General features: G+C 42.9%; 13 protein-coding genes. 5 read left to right on the top strand and 8 right to left on the bottom strand.

Translation table 11 applies throughout. The features are described from left to right. Positions 1 to 304: 304 nt before the first annotated feature. Positions 305 to 3,079: an ABC transporter permease gene (locus BLR84_RS21995; RefSeq protein WP_255367018.1), complete on the top strand. Its 2,775-nt coding sequence runs from the start codon at positions 305 to 307 to the stop codon at positions 3,077 to 3,079. 75 nt (positions 3,080 to 3,154) lie between these two features. Here the strand turns inward: BLR84_RS21995 and BLR84_RS21990 are convergent, their stop codons facing one another. The 6 genes from BLR84_RS21990 to BLR84_RS21965 all read right to left on the bottom strand — a co-directional run bounded on the left by BLR84_RS21990 (position 3,155) and on the right by BLR84_RS21965 (position 11,222). Then, complete coding sequence (locus BLR84_RS21990) at positions 3,155 to 4,663, bottom strand: RagB/SusD family nutrient uptake outer membrane protein (RefSeq protein WP_090472418.1); 1,509 nt, start codon at positions 4,661 to 4,663, stop codon at positions 3,155 to 3,157. 79 nt (positions 4,664 to 4,742) lie between these two features. Further along, entirely contained in the window at positions 4,743 to 7,817 is a 3,075-nt protein-coding gene (locus tag BLR84_RS21985; RefSeq protein WP_090472417.1) for a SusC/RagA family TonB-linked outer membrane protein, read from the bottom strand. Between the two features lie 208 nt (positions 7,818 to 8,025). Beyond that, complete coding sequence (locus BLR84_RS21980) at positions 8,026 to 9,324, bottom strand: glucosidase family protein (protein WP_218128440.1); 1,299 nt, start codon at positions 9,322 to 9,324, stop codon at positions 8,026 to 8,028. A 363-nt stretch (positions 9,325 to 9,687) separates the two neighbouring features. Continuing rightward, positions 9,688 to 10,260: a Crp/Fnr family transcriptional regulator gene (locus BLR84_RS21975; RefSeq protein ID WP_090472416.1), complete on the bottom strand. Its 573-nt coding sequence runs from the start codon at positions 10,258 to 10,260 to the stop codon at positions 9,688 to 9,690. Beyond that, positions 10,248 to 10,826 (bottom strand): pyridoxamine 5'-phosphate oxidase family protein, encoded by a 579-nt coding sequence (locus BLR84_RS21970; RefSeq protein WP_090472415.1) that lies wholly within the window; start codon positions 10,824 to 10,826, stop codon positions 10,248 to 10,250. The genes BLR84_RS21975 and BLR84_RS21970 overlap by 13 nt, the downstream gene beginning before the upstream one ends. A gap of 12 nt (positions 10,827 to 10,838) precedes the next feature. Next, positions 10,839 to 11,222 (bottom strand): winged helix-turn-helix transcriptional regulator, encoded by a 384-nt coding sequence (locus BLR84_RS21965; protein WP_255367017.1) that lies wholly within the window; start codon positions 11,220 to 11,222, stop codon positions 10,839 to 10,841. Between the two features lie 105 nt (positions 11,223 to 11,327). On the opposite strand from BLR84_RS21965, the gene BLR84_RS21960 reads away from it, so the two are divergent. Continuing rightward, the gene (locus BLR84_RS21960) at positions 11,328 to 11,711 is read left to right on the top strand and encodes a DoxX family protein (protein ID WP_090472413.1); all 384 of its coding nucleotides are present in this window, start codon (positions 11,328 to 11,330) and stop codon (positions 11,709 to 11,711) included. Here BLR84_RS21960 and BLR84_RS21955 read toward each other — a convergent pair. Together BLR84_RS21955 and BLR84_RS21950 are read right to left on the bottom strand one after the other, a co-directional pair. After that, positions 11,686 to 12,396 carry a ferredoxin reductase domain-containing protein gene (locus tag BLR84_RS21955; protein WP_090472412.1) on the bottom strand — a complete coding sequence of 237 codons (711 nt, stop codon included), beginning with the start codon at positions 12,394 to 12,396 and terminating at the stop codon, positions 11,686 to 11,688. The genes BLR84_RS21960 and BLR84_RS21955 overlap by 26 nt on opposite strands. Positions 12,397 to 12,471: 75 nt before the next feature. Continuing rightward, positions 12,472 to 13,329 (bottom strand): helix-turn-helix domain-containing protein, encoded by an 858-nt coding sequence (locus BLR84_RS21950; RefSeq protein WP_090472411.1) that lies wholly within the window; start codon positions 13,327 to 13,329, stop codon positions 12,472 to 12,474. A gap of 550 nt (positions 13,330 to 13,879) precedes the next feature. Between BLR84_RS21950 and kdpF the strand changes: the two genes are divergently transcribed. The 3 genes from kdpF to kdpB are packed head-to-tail and all read left to right on the top strand — an operon-like array spanning position 13,880 to position 17,717. After that, on the top strand, positions 13,880 to 13,957 hold the full coding sequence (gene kdpF / locus BLR84_RS30620) for a K(+)-transporting ATPase subunit F (protein WP_076377293.1): 78 nt from the start codon (positions 13,880 to 13,882) through the stop codon (positions 13,955 to 13,957). Positions 13,958 to 13,968: 11 nt separating this feature from the next. Then, a complete protein-coding gene (gene kdpA, locus BLR84_RS21935) occupies positions 13,969 to 15,684 on the top strand; it encodes a potassium-transporting ATPase subunit KdpA (RefSeq protein WP_090472409.1) in 1,716 nt (571 codons plus the stop codon). A 2-nt stretch (positions 15,685 to 15,686) separates the two neighbouring features. Beyond that, on the top strand, positions 15,687 to 17,717 hold the full coding sequence (gene kdpB / locus BLR84_RS21930) for a potassium-transporting ATPase subunit KdpB (protein ID WP_090472408.1): 2,031 nt from the start codon (positions 15,687 to 15,689) through the stop codon (positions 17,715 to 17,717). The last annotated feature ends 106 nt before the right edge of the window (positions 17,718 to 17,823 follow it).

Raw genomic sequence — 17,823 nt, 5'->3', positions numbered from 1 at the left:
ATGGTAGCTAAGGTTAAAAATCAAAACAAATATATACAAAACATGGTACTATACAATACATAGTACTATATATTTAAAAATAATTAGTGTGTAACCTAACTATTTGAAACTGCGTCAAATAAACTGTGTGTATATACTATACTAAATGGATAGGGTGAAAGGTTCAAAACCGGACGGCCTGTACGAATCCGAACAATTTAATCGACATTTAAAATGTATAAGGTATTGTAAATTAATTATTTATAACAATGGCATGCCTTTTATTCTAAGTAGGTGCTACCTAGTAAATTAAGCTGTTACCAAAATGAACACAGAAGACCATATCTGGCACCTGGTGATAAAAAAGCTAACCCATGAAGCCTCTGAGCAAGAGCTGCTGGAGTTGGATGAGTTGCTTAGTGAAAATCCGGGTATTGATGACAGCGTAAGGTTCATGCTCCAATGGTGGCAGCCCGACACGGAACAGGCGCAGGAAGATCACAGCTATTTCCTTTTCAAAAAGATCCTTAACCGTATCAAAGAAGCCGAAGCGAATTCTCCGGCAACTAACCTATATAAAGAAACAGAGGCTAGTTATTCGAAACTGGGCTTTAAAAAAAAAGTTCTAAGCAATCCAATTAATCACTTTGTAAGCAATATCACCATGATAAAGAATTACCTAAAAATTGCAGTAAGGCAATTGCTGAAACAGAAAATGTATGCGGCCATAAAAGTTGGAGGATTTGCCCTGAGCATTGCGGCCTGTCTGCTTATTGCCTTGTATATACGTGAAGAATTGAGCTTCGACAAAAGCTACCCGGATGCCGACCGTATTTACAGGATTGTAGGGCAATACAATATGGACAATATTCACGAAAAAGGAGTTGATTGGCCGGCAGTAATGGGTAGAACCCTTAAATCAGACTTTCCGGAGGTGGAAAAGTTTGGCAGGCTGATGCCTAACTCACTTTTTTGGGGAGCAGGCAGTAATGAATTGAAGCGGAGCGATGTACCCGATAATACACATGAAGAGGGTTTTGCTTATGCCGATCAATCCCTGCTGGACATATTGAAGCTGCCCATGGTTTATGGCGACAGGGCGCATGCGCTTGCTGAGCCTTTTACCATGGTTATATCAAAAAGCAAGGCCGATAAATATTTCCCTGGCCAAAACCCGGTTGGTAAGGTCATGTACCTGAACAACAATAAAAGCAGGGCGTATAAAATTGGCGCCGTGATGCAGGATCTCCCAACCACATCACATCTGCATGCCTATAGTTTTTTGTTAACGCTTACAGGTGTTGAATTTTGGAAAGGTGAACAGACTACCTGGGGCGCAAGTAATTACCACATTTATGTTACACTAAAACCGGGAACTGATGTTGCCCGGTTTAACAAAAAGGTAACCGACGGGTTAATTAACAATTATTATATCCCGGATATGGTCAAAAACGGGGATAAGAATGCTTCGAAAATTGCAGATGCACTAAGCATGTATGCGCAGAATATTGCCGATATTAATCTCCGGTCATATGATATTCATGATGGTATGTCGCACGGCGATATTCGTTTTATTTGGTTATTCGGCGCCGTTGCGGGCTTTATATTGGTTATTGCTTGTATCAATTTTATTAATCTTTCCACCGCCAAATCAGCCAACCGGGCTAAGGAGGTTGGTTTACGCAAGGTGGTGGGTTCACAACGCAGTGGCCTCATTAGCCAGTTCCTTACCGAGTCGCTATTGTACAGCTTTTTTTCTTTCGTATTTGGTTTAATATTGGCCGTTATACTGTTGCCTTATTTTAATGTACTGGCATCAAAATCATTAACCATACCCTGGCAGCAGTGGTGGTTACTACCAACGGTACTGGCTTCGGCTATTGTAATTGGTGTGGTTGCGGGGATTTACCCGGCATTTTATCTTTCGAGTTTTAAACCTGCGGAAGTATTAAAAGGACAACTGAGTTCGGGCAGCAAAAGTTCGGGACTGCGTAACGGATTGGTTGTTTTTCAGTTCACCACATCCATCATTTTAATCATCAGCACTATTATTATCTACAACCAGATGCAATTCATTCTCAATAAAAAAGTTGGGTTTGAGAAAGACCAGGTAGTGATGATACAAGGCACCAATACCCTGGATAATGCGGTGAAAAACTTTAAAGATGAACTGCTAAAGCTGTCGTCAGTAAAAAGCGTATCAGTTAGTGATTTTTTACCGGTAGCTGGTACCAAGCGTAATGGCAATCCATTTTATAATGAAGGAAAAGTTAAGACAGAAGCCTCCGTTGGTGGTCAGTTTTGGGATATTGATGCCGACTATCTAAAAACTTTTGGGATGAAGTTGGTTGCCGGTCGGAATTTTAATCCAGCCATGAAAACCGATTCGCAGGCAGTTATCATTAATCAAACCTTAGCTAAGCGGCTTAATCTTAAAAATGCGGTAGGTAAAAGGATCAGCAATGGAGGAGCCCCAATGCTGGTAATTGGTGTAGTACAGGATTTTAATTTTGAATCCTTACGTGATGGGATTGAACCTTTAGTAATGCATTTAGAAAACAGCAATTCCATTGTATCTGTAAAAGTAAAAACCGGCGATATGAAAAATACGCTGGCAGAGATCACCAGAACCTGGAAAAGTTTTTCGCCTAATCAGCCTATCCGTTACACCTTCATGGATGAGCGCTTTGCCAACATGTATGCCGATGTACAGCGCATGGGGCGCATATTTACCAGCTTTGCCATACTGGCTATTATTATAGCCTGCCTGGGCCTGTTTGCCCTGGCTGCCTACATGGCCGAGCAACGGAGCAAAGAGATAGGCATCCGCAAGGTACTGGGCGCAAGCATTGGCAATATCACCACGCTGTTGTCCCTCAATTTTATAAAATTGGTATTTATTGCCATTATCATAGCATCGCCCATAGCCTGGTGGGCCATGACCAAGTGGTTACAGGATTTTACCTACCGGATCCCTATTGGCTGGGAAGTATTTGTATTTGCCGGTATGGTTGCCATAAGTATTGCCCTGTTAACGGTAAGCTTTCAATCTATCAAAGCGGCTATTGCCAACCCTATCAAAAGCCTCAGAAGCGAATAACCCATCTTAACCTATCATAAAAAAACAGCCCCGGGTGCAAACCGGGGCTGTTCTGTTTTTATGAACTCATACTAATTAAAAGCCCGGATTGTTAGGCAATAATTTTGGATTAACATCTGTTTCCTGTTTTGGTAAAGGGAACAATAGTTGTTTTTCGGCATAAGTAGTATTGAATACTGTTTTATGACCTACAAAATTATCCCAGTTACCGGTGATGTCATTATGTATTTTGCGGGTGCGCACCATATCAAACCACATTTTATTTTCAAAGCAAAGCTCAAAATAACGTTGCAGCCATACTTCCTTCTCAAATGCATCTTGTGACAATGCACCTATCGGGGCCAGGGTAGCCCTCGCACGGATCTGGTTAACATACTGAATGGCGTTGGCATTTGGTGAGCCTTCGGCACGGTTTGATGCTTCGGCATACATTAACATAACATCGGCCAAACGATAAATGGTATAGTTCAGATCTGATTTAGTAGTGTTGGTAACCGCGTTTACATCAAACCATTTATAAATGTAATGATTTTTAAAGGTGATGGTTTGCCCGGTTTTAGCACTTACATAGCTGGTGTAAAAGAACTGTTTTTCTGCAGCACGTTTATCACCCGCAGGGAATGATGCTATAAACTGATCTGTAGGCCAAACTGATCCGTACTCGTCTGAGTATTTTGATACACCGGAGAAGTTAGGGATAGTAAGTGGCGTAAGTGGATTGGTTACCGGAACTGCGGCCGAATACTGTACCTGTAAAATAAACTCTGTGGTGTTTTTATTACCCGGAACAATCATATCGGTATAGTTCGGGAACAGCGTGTAGCCGCCATTTTGAATTACATCCAATGAGCGTTTTGCCGATTCTGCGTAGTTTGCAGCACCACCATTTATAGCGGCACCAGCATAAGTTAAATAAACATCAGCCAGTAACGATTTTACAGCGGCCATAGTTACTTTACCTGTTGCATCTTTCCATGGCAGGGTTGATTTTTCGGCTGCAAGCAAATCTGGTATAATTATTTCATCATAAATTTGCTTGGCAGGTGTACGCGGCAAATTCAGGTTCAGATCCTTAGCGGGTTCGGTTACCTTAACCACAGCGCCATACATGCGTACCAGGTAAAAATAATACAGGGCGCGTAAAGTACGTACTTCGGCTACCATATTTGCTTTGTCGGCATCACTTAAACCGGCAGCGTTAATGGTTGGTATTTTTTGTATAGCCAGGTTTGTTGCGCCAATGCCTAGGTACATTTGTTGCCACCAGGTGTCAAAATAAAACGAGGTATTACTGTAGGTAAGGGTCTGAAAGCTTACAAAGCCGGTTTGGCCCAGGTCGCTGTTTGCCTTACCTGTCATAAACTCCATTAAGTTCCAGGTGTTACCACCGTATGAGCCAGACTGGCCATTTAGCAAACCGGTAAGGTTTTGATAGCCCGCATTGGCAAAGGCCCGCGCCACTTTCGCGCTTGAAAGATCGGCTCCGGGAGTTAAAAAGTTGGTTGGCTTTTCTTCCAGGAACTTTTTGCATGAGCATGAAAGCAACATGCACGATACGATTAATATATTTTTTAATGTTTTCATTTTAATGCGATTTATTAGATTGTTTCTATTATATCCTTCATTGCTATTGTTCTATCTGTTTTGATCATATCGCCAATTTTTAGAATCCTACCTGTACGCCAAGGTTCCAGATACGTGGACGTGGGTTAGCGAAGAAATCTATATTTTGTGAAAATGCTTGATTGGAACCATAGCTGCTGTTAAACGTATCAACCTCAGGATCATAACCAGTGTATTTGGTGATCACGAACAGGTTTTGAACGCTTGCATAGATACGTAAACGGCTCATATGCACACGTTGAAGCATAGCAGTTGGGAAGGTATAACCTAATATGAAGTTTTGACCGCGTATAAATGAACCATCCTCTACCCACCAGGTATCAAAGTGCGAGTCCTGTGCATATTTGTAGTTACGCACCTGCGATATCATGGTATTCTGATTGTTCGGGGTCCAGCCGTTTAATACCGTTGCTAAACTGTTTGATATGGTTTGCCTGTCTTCAGACGAGTGTTTGAAGTTAGCGGCAGTATTTACACCTTCAACAAAGCGGATATCGAATGAGAAGTCCCAATGTTTGTACCTGAAACTGCTGCTGAAAGTACCTGTCCATTTTGGATAAGCGCGACCGATGATGCTATAATAGTTGCTTCCATCGGCGTTGTAAATATACTTTCTGTCGCCGGCTTTTAAACCATGTTTGGCGGCTTCGGCAATATCAGCAGGTGAATCGCTGTAAGTACCAACACGGGTCATACCGTAAAAAGAACCTAATGGCTGGCCAACACGGATCACATAGTTTTGACCAAGGAAGTTAGGGCCAGGGAATATATCCGCGCCATTATCATTCAATTTGGTTACTTTGTTTTTGTTGGATGCAAATATGAAATTAGTTGTCCATTCAAAATCAGAAGTTCTAACGTTCACGGTGTTCAGTGCAAGCTCGATACCGGTGTTCCTAACCGAACCTACGTTTTTGTAAACGTTAGCAGTGGTAAAGCCTGCTGTCCATGGAATAGGTGTTTGTAATAATAAGTCGCTGGTATTTTTGATATAAAAATCAGCATTCAGGTTTACCCTGTCGCCAAATAGTCCCAGTTCAATGCCACCATCAACCATTTTGGTTCTTTCCCATTTCAAATCGGGGTTGCCCAGGTAGCTTGGCAGCAATGATATTTGAGCCGAGTTACTTAAAACTGTCTGGCCGGTGCCGTATTGTGGCAATGACCTGTAGTTACCGATCTCCTGGTTACCAAGTATACCATAGCTGGCCCGGATTTTTAAGTTGGAGATGGATTTGCTGTTTTTCAGGAAATCTTCCTGAGATACACGCCATGCTGCACCAACTGAAGGGAAGAACGAGAACTGGTTTTTTGCGGCAACCCGTGATGTGCCGTCATAACGGCCGGTTGCAGTGAACAGGTATTTTTCGTCGATATTATAGCTGATACGACCGTAGAATGACTCCAGTGAGTTTTTCTCGTCCTGAGATTCATTGGCGCTTTTTACCGAACCAGCTTGTTGATAATGATACTGGAAAAAGTCGTCAATGAAGTTTTGTGTTTCAGATCTTACCCTTTCATATCCGTTTCTGTTAAAAGATACACCCGCTAAAGCGGTAAATCTTTGGTGATCATTGAGCTTTTTGTTCCAGGTAAGGTAATTTTCTGTTTGCCAGAAATAGTTTTGGTAAGCATTGATGTTAGCAACACCACCCTGATCGGCAGATAAATGCTGCAGGGCTAATGACGAGTAGAAATTGTTTTTTTGTGAGCTCAGGTTATAACCGAAATCTGTTTTAAAATCCAATTCAGATGATATTTTGAACTGGAAGTATACGTTACCCAACATTTGCATGTTATTGTTAAGCGTATAACGCTCATTGGCAATTTGGATAGGGTTTGGCGCACCTTCAAGACCGGCAATATCAAAGTTACCTGCATAGGTTCCGTTTGGATATTTTATCGGAACAATCGGCACTTCTTCGCTCACCGCACGTGGTACGTTCAAACTACCGTTACCATCAGTTACCAAACGCTGGCGGCTGCTGATAAGGTTGATGCTACCACCTATTCTTAACCAGTCTTTAACATCGTTATCCATGGTCATTTTAATGGAATAGCGTTTAAAGGCTGATGTAGGAGTTAAACCGTGCTGATTAAGATATCCTAATGATAAACTGTAAACAGATTTTTCGCTACCGCCCTGGATATTCAACTGATGACTTTGTGAAAAAGAAGGTTTATACGTTTCTTTTTCCCAGTTGGTATCGTAAATAGGATTGTTGTTGGTATCAAACAGCAAGGGGAAGTTGGTATGGTTGAGGGCTTTTGCAGGTGTTTGTGTAGCACCTGTAGGATCAAATTTCGATCCGTTTGCAAATGATTGGTTGTAAATGTCTACAAATTCTTTTGAGTTTAGTGTTGGTACGTGGCGGTAAAGCTCGCTTACGTTTCCGTTGGCATCATAACTAATGGTAGCAGGGCCTTTTTTACCACGTTTGGTGGTTACCATGATAATACCATTTGCACCACGTACACCATAAATGGCTGTTGATGACGCATCTTTTAAAACTTCGATAGAGGCGATATCATTAGGGTTGATGGAGTTGGGATCAACGCCTACCACACCGTCTACAACGTAAACCGGATCGATATTGGAGTTGATAGAACCAATACCCCTGATGCGCACTTTTGCGCCTGCACCTGGTGCATTACTGTTTACACTTACATCAACACCGGCAACCTTGCCTTGTAATGCCTGCGTTAAGTTAGGCACAGGTTTGTCAAGTAACTGCTCGGCTTTAATGGTAGTTACGGCGCCGGTAAGGTCAGATTTTTTTGCCGTACCATAACCAATAACCACCACTTCATTAAGGTTGCTGGCTGTTTCTTTTAATTGAACATTCACGGTGCTTCTGCCAGCTACGCTTACTTCTTGCGCGGCGAAGCCCGTATAGGTAAATACCAAAACAGCATTGGCATTTGATGCGGTTATACTATAATTACCATTTGCATCGGTAACGGTACCAGTTGAGGTACCCTTGATTCTTATGCTTACAGCAGGTAAAGGCGAGTTGTCTTGCGCACTGGTAACCTTTCCGCTAATTTTAAGCTGTGCCATGGCCTGCAAAGAAAGCAGGGTTAACAGGATCGAGTAGATAAATTTTTTCTTCATAACATTAATTAATAATTTAAGAATTGATTCTTTAGGGAAATATTACGCCGTATATTGAAAGGCGGCTTACGACTAAGGAGGCTGGTGATATGCGGAGCGAGCACCCTTAAAAAAGGGCAAAACAATCCACGCTACCTTTACGGTATTATTTTTTTTCATGAAAATTGATTTAGTAACTGTTTTTTTAAATTTTACGCTAATAAGTAGTTTATTTATTTTTAGTAGCCCATTGCTTTAAAACTGTAATCGCGTCAAATAAAACACCTGCCTCGCCCCTGAAATCGCCCGAACCTTTTGGGGCGCCGGTTTGCACATCGTACCATTCATAAAAACCTTTGTGTGCAATTGCCCTGTCAATCATTGGTATTAATTCGTTGTAAGCTTCTTTTGCCTGGCCATTTGCAACCAGGGCCGCCATCATTCGTCCGCCAAACCAGGTCCAGTCGCCGGCATTCTGATAAATGTAAGGATGCATGTTTGGGAATTGGGTTGCCGGGTAAGCGGGATAAACCGTTTTACCAATAGTGGCAAACTTATCTTTGGCTGCTGCGGCAAGTAATTGTCTGTTTATTTCTTTAACCTCGGCCTGGGTATTAAACCCGGCCAATATGGCGCAGATAGATCCGCCGCTATACAGGATCTCATTTTCGTTAAAATCTTTAGAGAATGGGCTGCCGTTTAAATAAATATGGGGGAGGTATTTCTGAGCCGCAGGCATCCACAAGTGTTTACGAACATTTTGTTTGATGGTATTGGCTATGGCGGTCCAGTTTTGTTTGGTTTGATAGCCCTTCGGTTTCATGGCCATAAAATCATGGATAGCGATAACATACATGGCATTATCATAAATATCAATGGCCCACTTGGTTTTATCATTAATGGCTACGCCCCAGCCGGTTTCGGGTTGCACATCGCCCCAGTCAATGGTGGTAGCACCGGTAACCAGGCCGTACTTGGCCGACCATCTATCCTTTTGGATATAGGCAAAAGCATCTTCCATGCGTTGCAGAACCGTTTTAGCACCTATTGCCTCAGAGAGTATGGATCTGTCGCCGGTTACATCTACATATTTTTTTACAGCTTGAATAAGGGATGACTCCTGGTCGGTTTCAACGGTGTTTTTATGTGCCGCCCAGCCCGGTAATAAGGCCGAATAGCGGTACTGATAACCTACACCTGCTTTTGCGCTGTCAACCACACCATCAACAATGTTGCCGTCGGCGCCCTGAATTTTAAAAAACATCAGGAGCATTTCTTTTACCTTTTCTTTGGGGTGAACTTTTAAAGATCCTTTGATGAAAGTGTTAAAATCCCTGATCCATACTTCGTTATAGGAGGTGCCTGCAGAGAAACCGGAAAGTAATTTTAAACCCCGTGCCTGTATGGTATCCAGGCGGCTGTCTGCCAGTATAGAACCGGCTAAAGCAGACTTATCTTTTACCTGCGCGTTAACACTCAGATAAAATGGACACAGGAATATAAACACACCTAGTAAACGTATCTTCATGCAGGGATCGTTAAGGATGTAATATGGTTAAAGTGTATTTTGAATAGGCAAAACACACAATGTGAAATTGGTTATATTATATGTACAAACATACGTACATTAAATTCATTTCCAAATTTTTTGTGTTATAAAATGGTTAACTTTTAGGTGTTTTATTAATTATAAATTTTAATCGGCGATTAAAGGTAAACTATTTGTTACAAAAATTTGCCATAAGATTTAAACTTAATCGATTAAGGGGTTAAGATTTAACTGGTGATGAAGGTAAATGATTGTATGATATGTATTTTCATAACTTTATATGAAAGTACATATTGAATTAACGTTATGTTTATTTTACTGTTAATAGGCTTAACCAGCGGACTATTGACCAAAGATCCGTTTACGGATGCGGGATAATGATTGTGGTTTGATCCCCACATAAGAAGCAATATGATACTGCGGGATCCTTTGGGTAAGATCGGGGTAATGAGTGAGGAATTGCTGGTATCGCACGTCGGGAGGGTCGGTGTATAAGGAGTCTAATTGTTGTATGGCCGATAAGAAAACCTGTTCAATAACCATCCGGCCAAATTTCTCGGCTCCAGCTACTTCCCGGTAAAAACGCTGTAACTTTTCATAGCTGATCAGGTAAAGCTGGGTTGGCTCCAGCGCCTGGATATTTTTGTCGGAAGCTACCTGTGGTAAAAAGCTGATATAGTTACAAACAAACTCACCTTCCTTGCTAAAAAACATGGTCCGTTCATCGCCCTCGTTATTAATAAAATAACGAACGAGGCCTTTATTGATAAAAGCTACATGCTTACACACCTGTCCGTCCCTGAGTAGGTATTCGCCGGGTTTAAGATTTAATTCGGTAAACAGGCTTTTAGTAATAATTTCTTCTTCGGCAGAAAGAGGTATCAGTTGTTTAATGGTACTGATCAATGACTCCATTTGCGTGTGCTTAAACCTGGTTTAACAAGAGCGGTAGGCAAGCCATCCATACTCAGCATGTTTTTCTCTTTTTTGTAGGCCTCCAAACCATCGGCACCTTTGTTAGCCGCCCACTTATAAGCCTGGTCCCTTTCACCCTCATAGGAATAATAAGGTACGCTGAACCCGCAGGAGGTTTGCACCTTGTGGATATCTGCAACGATGATTTGCCGGGTTGCTAATAAGATATCGAAGTTTTGAGCTAAAGCAGCCCATTCTTCGTCGCCGGGTAACACCGTGTAACCCTTCCCGTATAAACGCAGGATATTAGGCGGGCCTTCAAAGGCGCAAAACATAATGGTGATGCGTCCATTTTCCAAAATATGAGCGGATGTTTCGTTGCCGCTGCCTATAATATCCATATAGGCGACTCTATTAGCTGATAATACTTTAAAACTGTCGATCCCTTTTGGCGAAAGGTTAACATGTCCATCGGCTGTAAGCGGGGCCGATGCGGTAAAAAACATTTTCTGCTTTTCAATAAAAGCCTGGTGTTGCTCCTGTATGCTATCAAAAAACTTGCCCATGATTTACTATCCTTAAGTTAATACTTCTGTATCCACAGATTGGCGGCGACTGGCAACAATGCGTTCCCGGTGCTGCGTTCCCCATTTTTTCAACTCCTCTAACACCGGCTCCAATGACTGGCTATAGCTGGTAAGCTCATAGGTTACTGTAACCGGGGTGGTTGGGAAAACATTACGCTTTAGAAATTCGTTCAGCTCCAGTTCTTTCAGCTCTTTTGACAATATTTTAGGAGTGATATCGCCCAGGGCTCTTTGAATATCATTAAAACGCAGCGGCCCGTCAGAGAGCGTGGCAATAAGCGGCAATTTCCACTTTCCGTTGAGTACATAAAGCGCATCCCTAACCGCGCCTCCGGCGGCTTTGCAGGCCTCTGAATTATGATCTCTTTTTTTCAATTGACTTTCCATAAATAAAACTGCTATCCTAAAAGATATCACTATCCTTTGGGATAGTAGTATCCTTTTAATAGTAAAGGTAGCTAAGTTTGCTGAAAAAAGAAAATGAAAGTAATCAAGATCACTTACTGGATTACCACAAGTATAGTAGCATTAATGATGACCTACTCGGCTTATACCTACCTAACGGCACCAACTATGACACAGGCTTTTCAGCACCTGGGCTATCCGGGCTATTTCAGGGTAGAGCTGGCCATGGCAAAACTGGCCGGCGCTGTTTTGTTATTGATACCCCTAAAATCGCTTATTAAGGAATGGGTTTACGCGGGTTTTACTTTCACTTTTATCTCGGCTTTTATAGCGCACAGTGCATCAGGCGATCCGGTAACCTACCGCGTAATGCCGCTTATCTTCCTGGTGTTCCTGGCTGCATCATATATTACCTATTACAAGGTAAAACAGGCTACGACCAAAAGCCCTGCACTTTAATTTGCCCCGATGGATAACCCTGGTTTTTGAGCAGTTTACGCAGTTGTGCTACCATGGTATTATTACCTGCCAGGTAAAATACCGTGTTTTCCAAACTGTATTGCTGTTCAAGCACCCACTCGATCAGGCTGTGGTGGCCAAAAATATCTTTGCGTGCCACCGGTTGCAAGGGCGACCAAAAATATTCATGAAAAAGTTTGCGGTGATGCTCGTTACCAATAACCAAACCTCCCGAAAAACGAGTATGTGGCAATACCATTTTTTGTAAGGCCAGCAAGTGGCCCATGCTGCTTTCGTCGCCAAGGGCAACAACTGCCGAGGTGGCTACAGGGCTATGATCGGTTGAACCTATTTTAAGATAGCTCACCACGTCGTCTTTCTTCAATTGCTGTGCCCATCCGCTGCCCGGACCATTGTGTGCCGCGTCTATATAGATAGTGCAGGTACTGGTTTCGGCATCCCAGCCCGATGGGGTATAATCGCGGAAGGTAAAATCGTCAACCCTGAATTTTATATAGGGTATTTCGTTCCATTGTGCTATATCGGCAAAAGGAAGGTGCAAGTCGACCTCAATTAAGGTTGATGGCTCCCAGTGCCGCACTTCAAGCACCCGGCCGGATTGTAACCTGTTTTCAAACAGCTTTCCGGCTTTTCTTTTGATTTTTTGAAAAGTGGATGTTTCCATGGGTAGTTTTTTTATTATACAAAGAAACTGTGTATTGATACCCAAATCAATGAATGGCTTACGGTAATGATTGGACTATTTACGGTAATGTGTCCGGAATAAAAGTGGGGTGGTACCTTCGGTCTTTTTAAACAACCTCGAAAAGTAAGTATGATCGGTGTACCCAAGCGTGTGCGCAATCTCTTTTACATTCATCTCGCTGTAATACAATAAGCGCTTAGCTTCGAGCAACACTTCCTGTTGTATCCAATAGCTCACCGAAAGGCCGGTTACCTTTTTTAAAGCCTCATTTAAGTAAGTTTCCGAAACATGGAGCATGGAGGCATAAGCTGATGGACTTTTAACCTGCCGGATGTTATTGGCCAAAAGCTTTTTAAATTCCTGGGCTAATTGTACCGGCCGTGACAGTGCAAACTGCGAGTTACAAAATCCACTAAAGCAACAGGCCGCTATCCCTACAAATGATTGCACCAGGGAGTGTACTACCTGCAAGTAAAACGGACCGGGTTTTTCTTCCAGGTATTTTTCCTGCATGAGGGCTAACAGATCTGTACATTGACGAAATTGTACCTCATTGAGCATAAAAGGCTGTTGCAATACCAATTGACTTTCAAAAACATTCCGGTAGTCTGGAGCTATCAACAGGGAGTCGATGGCTATAAACCAACCATAACCTATCTCATTACGGATACGGTGGTGTACCTGTCCCGGCAATATATAATATAAGGAGGATGCACCGAACTTTAACTCATGAAAATCGATCATAAGCGATGCCATACCTTCTTCAATAACAAAAAATATATAATGATCGTCGCGGTGCGCACCCAGGGTATCGGCTTCATCGCGGGGTACATCATCCCCGGCAACAAATCGCCTGATCTCGAGGCCCGTTGAGGCCCGATCCCTTAGCTGATGGAATGGAATATCTCTCATTTTTTTGTTACCAGGGCCAATATATGGCTATTTGGGCGGAAGAAATCTTCTTGAAATGTCAAAATAATTCTGTCTTGTCGCAGAACCGACTCACCCTGTCTGCGCTTCGCGGGCGACCCTCTCTTCGGCTTCGCCGCAAAGAGGGTGAAAAAAACGCCTTTCCCTCCGCGCGTCATTGCGAGGAGGAACGACGTGGCAATCCCCAATATGCAGAGCGTCTCTGTAAGTCGGGGATTGCCACGCTACGCTCGCAATGACGTGTTGTGAGAAGAGGCAGTCGTTATTCAACTACCACTTTGATACTTAAACCTATCATTTTGATAGGCTGGTTTTGATCAAAAAGCTTTTTGTAATCCAAATGAACTAAATAAATAGCTGTATTACAGTTGTTTACTTGTATATTTTATTTATTGGCATTTGCTTGGTAAAGGACTCTTAAAATATTTAATACTATGGATGTTTTACAAGTTGTTATTTATGTGGTGGCCTTCATAGCCATCTTCTGGCTCTTTTTCAAATCAGTTAATTACTTCGAAAAAATCTAATCACCATGATCGCATTATTCATTGTGGCCATTGCCGTGTTTGTATACATGGTGTACGTGCTGCTTAAACCCGAAAAATTTTAATTATTTAAACCATGAACACTGAAATTTCAGGTGTAATATTTACCTACCTGCTCACACTCGCGCTGGCTATACCCTTAGGCCGATACATAGCCCGCGTTTTTAAAGGCGAAAAAACCTGGCTCGACTTTCTGGCCCCGTTGGAACGTTTTATTTTCCGATTCAGCGGCATCGATGCCAAAAAAGAAATGAACTGGAAACAGCATTTATTTGCCCTGCTTACTATTAATAGCGTGTGGCTGATATATGCGTTTGTTTGTTTAATGGCCCAGGGCCACTTACCGCTCAATCCGGATGCTAATCCTGGTCAGTCGCCGGATACGGCTTTCAATACCGCTATCAGCTTTTTGGTGAACTGTAACTTACAGCATTACTCCGGCGAAAGCGGCGCTACTTATTTTACACAACATTTTGTTTTCATGTTCCTGCACTTTGTATCTGCAGCTACCGGTATTGCCGCGCTGATTGTGTTATTCAGGGCCATGAAAGATAAAGTAACCGATAAACTTGGTAACTTTTGGGATTACTTTGTAAAAACCATTACCCGCGTATTACTCCCTATATCATTCGTAATTGCTGTAATATTTGCCTTTAACGGCATGACCACCAGCTATGCCGGTAAAGATACTTTTATCAGCATGCAGGGCGATACTGTTCACGTATCACGCGGACCGGTTGCTGCCCTGGTAGCTATCAAACATTTGGGTACAAACGGTGGCGGTTGGTTTGGTGCCAACTCGGCCCATCCTATTGAAAATCCTAATTATTTAACTAATACAACCGAATTGGTTGCCCAGGTACTGATCCCAATCGCATTGGTATTTGCCTTAGGTTTTTATCTTAATAAAAAGAAGTTTGCTTATGTAGTGTTTGGGGTGATGACGATAGGGATGCTCTTATTCCTGATCCCAACCATGAATGCCGAATTGAACGGCAACCCGGCTATAGCCAAAATGGGTGTCAGTCAAACAACCGGCGCTATGGAAGGTAAAGAAGTACGCTTCGGTCCGGCGAACTCGGCATATTGGAGTATCGTAACTACCATTATATCTACCGGTTCGGTAAACTCCATGCATGACAGCGCCATGCCTATGTCTGGTAACATGATGTTGCTGGGTATGATGGTGAACTGTTTTTATGGTGGTTGCGGCGTAGGGATCCTTAACTTTTACATCTTTATCATCATCGCGGTATTTATATCCGGACTGATGGTAGGACGAACACCAGAGTTTTTTGGCCGAAAGATAGAGGCCCGCGAAATGAAGGTAGCATCACTAATAGCCTTGCTACACCCTTTTATAATCTTAGTAGGTTTGGCCATATCATCCTATGTAGTAGTACACATGCCGGGTGCTGATTGGGCCGTTAAGCCATCCAGCTGGTTAAATAACCCAGGCAACCACGGTTTTTCCGAAATGCTGTATGAGTACACTTCATCAGCAGCCAACAATGGTTCGGGTTTTGAAGGTTTGGGCGATGGTAACATTTTCTGGAACGTTACTACAGGTATCGTGATGATCCTGGGCAGGTTCCTGCCAATTATTGGTCCGCTGGCTATTGCCGGTTTACTGGCCAATAAAAAATTCATCCCTGAATCAGCCGGAACGCTAAAAAGCGATACCACAACTTTCGGGATAATGATCTTCGCGGTGATCATGATCATTGCTGCCCTGTCATTCTTCCCTGCACTGGCATTAGGTCCAATTGCCGAACACTTTTCATTAAAATAATCATGAACTCAAATCAAAATACATTATTCCAGGGCGACCAGATGAAAGAGGCTTTTAAGCAATCATTCATCAAACTAAACCCACGCATCCTGTTCCGTAACCCGGTGATGTTCACTGTAGAGATCGGTACGTTTGTGATGCTTGTTGTAAGCATCTACTCATTTGCCAATAAAGGTCAGGGTAGTTTTGCCTATAACTTTACCGTATTTATTGTTTTATTTTTAACCGTACTGTTTGCCAACTTTGCCGAAGCCATTGCCGAGGCTCGCGGTAAAGCACAAGCCGAAAGCCTGCGCAAAACCCGCGAAGAAACACCGGCCCGTTTGCTGGTAAACGGCAAGGAGCAAATGGTAATGTCATCCCAATTAAAAAAAGGTGATGTGTTTATCTGCGAAACCGGTGATAACATCCCTACCGATGGCGAGATCATAGAAGGTATCGCTACCATTGATGAGTCGGCCATTACCGGCGAATCTGCCCCGGTTATCCGCGAATCAGGTGGTGATAAATCATCCGTTACCGGTGGTACCAAAGTATTGTCAGATAAGATCAAAGTAATGGTGACCACCCAGCCCGGCGAAAGCTTCCTGGATAAGATGATTGCCCTGGTTGAAGGTGCATCGCGCCAGAAAACACCAAATGAAATAGCTTTAACCATCCTGCTTGCAGGTTTCACATTGATCTTCGTTATCGTATGCGTTACGCTTAAACCATTTGGAGATTATGCCAATACCCCTATAACTATAGCTGCCTTTATCTCCCTGTTCGTGTGTTTAATCCCTACCACTATCGGCGGTCTGTTATCAGCCATCGGTATCGCGGGGATGGACAGGGCTTTAAGGGCTAACGTGATCACCAAATCTGGTAAAGCGGTAGAAACTGCTGGTGACCTGGACACTTTGCTGCTGGATAAAACCGGTACCATTACCATAGGTAACCGTAAGGCCACCAACTTTTACCCGGCTACAGGAGTTACAAATGAAAACTTTGTTGTTGCCTGTGTGCTGAGCTCACTGGCTGATGAAACCCCCGAAGGTAAATCAATTGTTGAGCTTGCTCATGAGGATAAAACCATGCCTAAAGTGGTTGCTCCTAAAGACGCGGTATTCATCAAATTTACTGCCGAAACCCGTTCAAGCGGTTTGGATACTCCTGATGGTTTACGTATCCGTAAAGGTGCGTTTGATTCTATCCGTAACATAGCTTTGAAGGCTGGAAATCCGTTCCCTACTGAGGTAGAAGATAATGTGAAAAAGATCTCCTCAAATGGTGGTACCCCATTGGTGGTATCGCAGAATGAAAAGATCATGGGTGTGATTGAGCTACAGGATATCATTAAACCCGGCATTGCCGAACGTTTTGACCGCCTGCGTAAAATGGGTGTTAAAACCGTAATGGTTACTGGTGACAACCCGCTTACCGCCAAATTTATTGCCGAAAAGGCAGGTGTGGATGATTTTATTGCCGAGGCTAAACCCGAAGATAAAATGAACTACATTAAAAAAGAACAGCAAGGTGGTAAACTGGTGGCCATGATGGGCGATGGTACAAACGATGCACCAGCCCTGGCACAAGCCGACGTTGGTGTGGCCATGAACAGTGGTACCCAGGCTGCTAAAGAAGCCGGTAACATGGTGGATCTGGATAATGACCCTACCAAGCTGATCGAGATTGTAGAGATAGGCAAACAGTTATTGATGACCCGCGGTACATTAACCACTTTCAGTATAGCTAATGACGTGGCCAAGTACTTTGCCATTGTGCCGGCCTTGTTCATGGTATCTATACCATCGTTAAAAGCCCTGAACATCATGGATCTACACAGCCCGGAATCGGCCATATTATCAGCCGTGATATTTAACGCCATCATTATACCATTGCTGATACCATTGGCATTAAGAGGGGTGGAATACAAACCTATTGGTGCAAGCGCGCTGTTGCGCCGCAACCTGTTGATATATGGTTTGGGCGGTGTACTGATACCATTTGTGGGTATCAAACTGATAGACCTGGCAGTAGGCGTATTTTTATAAATCAGATGTGAGATATGAGACGTGAGATATGAGACGAAAATAAAAAAAGTCAAAATCCCACTTCTCAAATTAAAAATCTCACGTCTCAAATCTCATATCTCAAATC

This window comes from Mucilaginibacter sp. OK268, assembly GCF_900103125.1.
Taxonomy (GTDB): domain Bacteria; phylum Bacteroidota; class Bacteroidia; order Sphingobacteriales; family Sphingobacteriaceae; genus Mucilaginibacter.
The sequence above is the reverse complement of the archived record's forward strand: the minus strand, read 5'-3'. Positions and strand labels throughout refer to the sequence as shown.